General features: G+C 67.5%; 6 protein-coding genes. All 6 read right to left on the bottom strand.

Annotated features, from left to right (window positions below; genetic code table 11):
* Window positions 1–44 precede the first annotated feature (44 nt).
* The gene (locus AC07FA_RS30640; RefSeq protein WP_479079564.1) at window positions 45–842 is read right to left on the bottom strand and encodes an FHA domain-containing protein; all 798 of its coding nucleotides are present in this window, start codon (window positions 840–842) and stop codon (window positions 45–47) included.
* A 190-nt stretch (window positions 843–1,032) separates the two neighbouring features.
* Window positions 1,033–1,833: a DUF881 domain-containing protein gene (locus AC07FA_RS30645; RefSeq protein WP_479079565.1), complete on the bottom strand. Its 801-nt coding sequence runs from the start codon at window positions 1,831–1,833 to the stop codon at window positions 1,033–1,035.
* Window positions 1,834–1,838: 5 nt separating this feature from the next.
* Entirely contained in the window at window positions 1,839–2,171 is a 333-nt protein-coding gene (locus AC07FA_RS30650) for a small basic family protein (RefSeq protein ID WP_003970459.1), read from the bottom strand.
* A complete protein-coding gene (locus tag AC07FA_RS30655; protein WP_479079566.1) occupies window positions 2,168–3,088 on the bottom strand; it encodes a DUF881 domain-containing protein in 921 nt (306 codons plus the stop codon). Before AC07FA_RS30655 ends, AC07FA_RS30650 begins: the two co-directional genes overlap by 4 nt.
* A 97-nt stretch (window positions 3,089–3,185) precedes the next feature.
* Window positions 3,186–5,681 carry a sugar phosphate nucleotidyltransferase gene (locus tag AC07FA_RS30660; protein WP_479079567.1) on the bottom strand — a complete coding sequence of 832 codons (2,496 nt, stop codon included), beginning with the start codon at window positions 5,679–5,681 and terminating at the stop codon, window positions 3,186–3,188.
* Between the two features lie 114 nt (window positions 5,682–5,795).
* Complete coding sequence (gene clsA, locus AC07FA_RS30665; RefSeq protein ID WP_479079568.1) at window positions 5,796–6,404, bottom strand: cardiolipin synthase ClsA; 609 nt, start codon at window positions 6,402–6,404, stop codon at window positions 5,796–5,798.
* Window positions 6,405–6,598 lie beyond the last annotated feature (194 nt).

Raw genomic sequence — 6,598 nt, forward strand, 5'->3', positions numbered from 1 at the left:
GACCTTCCTGGGGGGTCCCCCCGGACACGAAGTCCGGGGGAGGGTCACACGCCCCGCTGGCTCGCGTAGAAGACCAGCCGGTACTTCCCGATCTGGACTTCGTCGCCATTGATCAGCGGAACGGAATCAATGCGCTCACGGTTGACGTACGTGCCGTTGAGGCTGCCGACATCCCCCACCGTGAAGCTGCCGTCGGGGTTCCTGTGGAACTCCACATGACGCCGCGACACGGTCACGTCGTCGAGGAAGATGTCGCTCTGGGGGTGCCGGCCCGCCGTGGTCAGGTCGCCGTCCAGCAGGAAGCGGCTGCCCGAGTTCGGACCGCGGCGCACCACCAGCAGCGCGGAACCCGCCGGGAGGGCGTCGACGGCGGCCTGGGCCTCCGGCGAGAGCGAGGGAAGCATGGTCTGCCCCGTCGCCTCCGCCTCGTAGGCCTCAAGACCGGAGATCGAGATGGTCGACGTCGTCTCGGAAGCCCGCTCCGGCACTCCGCCCCTGAGCGGCGCGCCGCAGTTGGAACAGAATCGGCTGGCCGCGGCGTTCTGATGCCCGCACCTCGCGCAGACCGGCATGGCGGAGCCCTCCGGGGTGTGGGTAAACCCTCCACCCGTACTTGAGGTTGATGGGTCACCGAAACCTATGCGTCCGGCACCGGCAGGGTCAACAGACGACGCGCCGGGCGCGCCCGGAATGTCACCGGTGGAACCGGCCACCTCGTCACGGAAGAGAGGGCGGTCCACGCCCTGCTCCTCGCCCTGGCCATGCCGCGGCGCGCGGTGGCGGGCAGCACTGTTGCTGTCCTCGCGGGCGCTCTTTCCGAACAACTTCGCAAACAACTTCACGGGCGTTTCCCCTTGACCGACATAGACCCGCCCGTGGGGCAGGACGAACCCTGAATGAACACACCTGCCGACCCGGACATCTTCACAACGTCCGTATCCACTCGACAGTTTCCACCACGCGCCACCAATACGATGCGCCGACCCCCCGGAACCTCATGCCCGTGTCCCCCTGCCCCCATGCGCCACGGCCTCACTGGGGCGACGACCGAGAGTAGTCAGGCCGCTTCGCCGGTCGCAAGGCATCCACGACGATGTCGTCGGCCCGTTCCACCCGGGCGGTGGCCTGCTCCTTCTCCAGCGTCTGCACGACTCCGCCGGGGATGTTCAGCGCCGGCTCCAGGTCCTGCGGCTTGCCGATGACCTTGAACTCGTACGGTGGCGCGATCTTGCGGCCGTCGACCTCGAGCGCTCCCCCGTCACCGGAGAAGTACGTACTGGCCACCACCCGGACGCCGTCGACCTCGATCGCCTCCGCACCAGCCGCCCGCAGCTCCTGGATGGCGTCGAGCAGCATGTCCGCCTCGACCGCGCCGCCCGGGTCGCTGATGGTCAGGGTGATGCCGGGGCCGTGCGCCGCCACGGTGCCCGCGAGGATGCCGAGCTGCCGTTCCTTCTCGAGCGTCTGCTTCCGTGCCTCTTCGGCCTGGTCGGAGCTGTTCTCGAGCTCCGTGCGCTGATCGTCGAGACGCTGCTTCTCGTCTTCGAGACGCTGGGTCCTGTCGTCGACCTCGTCGAGGATACGGACCAGGTCCTCCTGGCGGGCGCCGCGCAACGCGCTGTTGTCGCTGTTCGACCTGACCTGGATGGCCAGTCCCAGCCCGAGTACGAACAGCAGCAGGGCGACGATGAGTTGGGCGCGGCTGACCCGTGGCGGCCAGAGCCCCGCCATCAGCCGCTGGCGCCCGGAGAGCGTCTTGGGTGCGGGTGCGGGTGCGCCGGCCGGCTGCTCGCCGGTGCGCTCCTCGCCGCTGGGGGTTGCTTCGTTACTCATCGGCCTCAAGCCCGGAAGACGTGCCGGCGGATCGCGGCTGCGTTGGAGAAGATCCGGATGCCGAGCACCACCACCACACCGGTGGAGAGCTGGGCCCCGACACCCAGTTTGTCGCCGAGGAACACGATCAGAGCGGCCACCACCACGTTCGAGAGGAAGGAGACCACGAAGACCTTGTCCACGAAGATTCCGTCCAGCATGGCCCGCAGGCCACCGAAGACGGCGTCGAGCGCGGCGACGACGGCGATCGGCAGGTAGGGCTCGACCACCGCCGGCACCTCGGGCCGGACCAACAGTCCGACCACGACTCCCACGACGAGGCCCAGTACGGCGATCACGATGTGCCCTTCCCATTTTCTGCCGCACCACTGCCGGTGTCTGCGGCCTTCGGCTCTGCTGTACGCACGATCAGGCTCGGCGCAGCGGGCAGGCGCACCTTCTCCTGATCGGAAATGCTGGTACGGATGTCGAAACTCTCCTGGAGCGCATGGAGATACTGACCGTCAGCACTGTCCTGGAACGCTGTGCTCAGCCTCTTGCCGTCCCCCACCGCGAGCACCGTGTACGGCGGCACGAGCGGTCTGTTGTCGACCAGTATGGCGTCGCCCGCCGCTCGGATGGCCGAAAGGGCGGTCAGCCGCTGTCCGTTGATGGCGACCGCCTCGGCGCCGGACTGCCAGAGGCCGTTGACGACCCGTTGCATGTCCCGGTCCCGTACCCGCCCGGTGTCGGCGAAGCCCGTCGACTCGCGGGGGCCCCCACCGCCCTGGTCGGTGTCCTCGGCGTCGTCGACGACGAGCTTCACCCCGGGCCCTTCGACGGCGGTCGCCCCGGAGAGGAGCGCGACCAGCTCGCCCTGGTCGCCGCCGTGCTGTTCGAGAGCCTTGCGCTGGCGTTCGCCCACGTCCGTGCGCAGCTTGTCGACGTCGGCTTCGAGGGCATCGGCCGCGGTGGTCTCCGCGTCGATGCGGTCGATGAGCTCTTCGCGCTCCTTGGCCACCACGGGAGCCGCGATCCGCGCCTCAGCGGCACCGAGGGTCACGACGAGAGCGGCCAGCACGAGACCTGCGGCGAGACCGAGTTTCGACTTGAGCGTACGGGGCAGGCCCGCGCTCCCGTCCGCGTTACGGCGCGCGGAGGCCTCGGCGTATCCCTCGTCGAGGCTGTGGTCCATCACATTGGTCAGCAGCGACATGGACGCGTCGGGGCGGGCAGGCGGAGAGACGGTGCTCCGATCGGGGGACTGCTGCGACATGCCGCACATCGTCGCACGTCACTGCGGCTACCGCCGAATGGCCCCACCGGTGCGCCGGGAGCGGTGCCGTGGCAGCTCCCGGCGCACCGTACCCGGGTCAGTCCCCCGCGCTGTCCACGATGGCCGACCACTCATCGAGCAGCGCCTGCGCCGATGCGTCGTCGGGGCCTTCCGCCCAGAGATGGGTGACCGCTTCGGCCGGGTCGGGCAGCACCATCACCCAGCGTCCGTCGGCCTCGACGACGCGGACACCGTCCGTGGTGTCCACACTGCGCTCCCCCGCGGCTTCCACCACGCGACGCATGACGAGTCCCTTGACTGCCCAGGGCGTCGCCAGGTCGCGGCGCAGCACATGGGCCCGGGGAATGCGGGCGTCGATCTGGCTGAGCGTGAGCTGGGTCCTCGCCACGAGGGCGAGCAGCCGGACGAACGCGGCCGCTCCGTCGAAGACGCTGCTGAATTCGGGAACGATGAACCCGCCACGCCCGTCTCCACCGAAGATGGTGCTTTCCTCGCGCCCCACCCGGGTCAGGTCGTCCGGTGACGTGGTGGTCCACTCGACCTGCGTACCGTGGTACGCCGCCACCTGTTCCGCGACGCGCGTGGTCGTCACGGGCAGCGCCACCCGGCCACTGCGCCGCTCCGCGGCCACGAGGTCGAGCATCACCAGCAGCGCCCGGTCGTCCTCGATGATCCGGCCCAGCTCGTCGACAAGAGAGAGGCGTTCACCCACGGGGTCGAACCTCACGCCGAAGGCTGCCCGCGCGGAGGACACGATCTCGCCCAGCCGCACCAGTCCGGCTCGCCTGGTCTCGGCCGTCTCGGTGGGCCTGGACTCGTCGAGCCCGGGGTTGATGGTCAGTGCGTCGACACCGAGCCGCCCCAGGAGACTGGGCAGCACAAGCCCGGCGCTGCCGTTGGAGGCGTCGACGACGACCTTGAGGTTGGCGTCGGCGATGCCCGCCGTGTCGACGTTCCGGAGCAGAGATCCCGTGTACGAGTCGAAGACGCTGGACGGGAAGTGCAGGTCCCCGATCTCGCCGGGGAAGGCCCTGCGGTACTCCTGGCGCGCGTAGACCCGGTCCAGCTTGCGCTGCAACGCCTGGGAGAGGTCCGCTCCCCGTTCGTCGAAGAACATGATGTCGACCGAGTCGGGCACGCCGGGAGACGTACGGATCATGATGCCGCCGGCGCTGCCCCGCGCGGTCTGCTGACGGGCCACCGGCAGCGGGACGTTCTCCAGGTCCCTGACGTCGATCGCGCTCGTCTGCAGGGCCGAGATGACGGCTCTCTTGAGCGCTCGGGCGCCTCGGGAGTGGTCACGGGCGGTCGTGACCGTCGCCCCCTTCTTGAGCGTCGTGGCATAGGCACCGGCGAGCCGTACCGCGAGCTCGGGGGTGATCTCGACGTTCAGGATGCCGGAGACACCGCGGGCGCCGAAGAGATGGGCCTGTCCCCGCGACTCCCAGATGACCGAGGTGTTGACGAAGGCGCCGGCCTCGATCGTCTTGAACGGGTAGACCCGCACATTCCCCTGAATGATCGATTCCTCGCCGACCAGACATTCGTCGCCGATGACCGCACCGTCCTCGATGCGGGCGGCCCGCATGATGTCGGTGTTCTTTCCGATCACACAGCCCCGCAGGTTGCTGTGCTGTCCGATGTAGACGTTGTCGTGCACCACTGCCCGGTGCAGGAACGCCCCGGACTTGACGACGACGTTGGACCCCACGACGGTGTGTTCGCGGATCTCGACGTCCGCCTCGACCTTGGCGTAGTCACCGATGTACAGGGGCCCTCGAAGCACCGCGTCGGGGTGCACCTCGGCGCCTTCGGCCACCCATACGCCCGGGGAGATCTCGAAGCCGTCGAGTTCGACGTCGACCTTGCGCTCCAGGACGTCGGCCTGAGCCTTCACATAGCTCTCGTGCGTGCCCACGTCCTCCCAGTAGCCCTCGGCGACATAGCCGTAGATCGGCTTGCCTTCCTTCATGAGCTGCGGGAAGACGTCTCCGGACCAGTCCACGGAGGTGTCCGCCTGGACGTAGTCGAAGACCTCGGGCTCCATCACGTAGATGCCCGTGTTGACGGTGTCCGAGAAGACCTGTCCCCAGGTCGGCTTCTCCAGGAACCGTTCGACCTGTCCTTCTTCGTCGACGATCGTGATCCCGAATTCCAGAGGATTCGGGACCCGCGTCAGACAAACGGTGACAAGTCCGCCCTTCGCCTTGTGGAAGGCGATGAGGTCGGTCAGGTCGAAGTCGGTGAGCGCGTCACCCGAGATGACAAGGAACGTGTCGTCCTTGAGAGCTTCCTCGGCGTTCTTCACACTCCCCGCTGTGCCGAGTGGCTTCTCCTCATTGGCATAGGTGAGTTCCATCCCGAGCTCTTCGCCGTCTCCGAAGTAGTTCTTGACGAGAGAGGCGAGGAACTGGACGGTTACGACGGTCTCATTGAGCCCATGCCGTTTGAGCAGCCGCAGTACGTGCTCCATGATGGGCCGATTGGCCACGGGCAGAAGCGGCTTGGGCATGCTTGAGGTCATGGGGCGAAGGCGAGTGCCTTCACCACCAGCCATCACGACGGCCTTCATGTCGGAAACGTCCTCCTTGAGAGACGACGGTCTAGCCGACTTTGCCCGTCAGGGCATCATCCAGACATCGGGTGGTGCGTACCGGCAACGCTGCACGGCACCGCATCAACGAGCTCAGTCGGCTACTTCATCCGCCTTGACGAGCCGGCGGACCTGGACCACGTAGAGAATCCCTGCCCACCAGTAGAGCGTTGTACCCCATCCGGCGAACGCCCATCCGAAAATGGCGGCCAACGTAGCCAGCCAACCACTTCCGTCGCTGAGCAGCAACAAGGGGAAGGCGTACATCAGGTTGAACGTTGCAGCTTTCCCCAGGAAGTTGACCTGCGGGGGCGGATAGCCGTGCCGGCGGAGGATAGCGACCATCACCAGCAGCATGAGCTCGCGGGCGAGCAGTGCGGCTGTGAGCCACAGCGGAAGGATCTCCCGCCAGGTCAGGCCGACGATGGTCGAAAGAATGTAGAGGCGGTCGGCCGCGGGGTCCAGGAGCCGCCCGAGGCTGCTGATCTGGTTCCACCGACGGGCGAGCTTCCCGTCGAGGTAGTCACTGACGCCGCTGAGCATCAGCACCAGCAGGGCCCAGCCATCGCTCTGGGGCCCGCCGAACTCGGGGCGAAGAATCAGCCACAGGAAGAGCGGGACCCCGGCAAGGCGAGCCATGCTGAGGATATTGGGGATGGTGAGGACCCGGTCCGTCTGAACCCGAGTCTCCTGGACCTCCACCCGGGGGCCTCCTGTGAAGAATGTGCCAATGATGCCCCCTGACCCTACCCTCAGCCACCATGCGCCGGTGCACAGGGGTCTCCGGGGGGCCGTACCGTAAACGCAGAAAAGCCCCGTGCCACAAGGGCACGGGGCTTTCCCGGAATAATTGTTCGGCGGCGTCCTACTCTCCCACAGGGTCCCCCCTGCAGTAC

Source organism: Streptomyces sp. NPDC045968, from assembly GCF_056430475.1.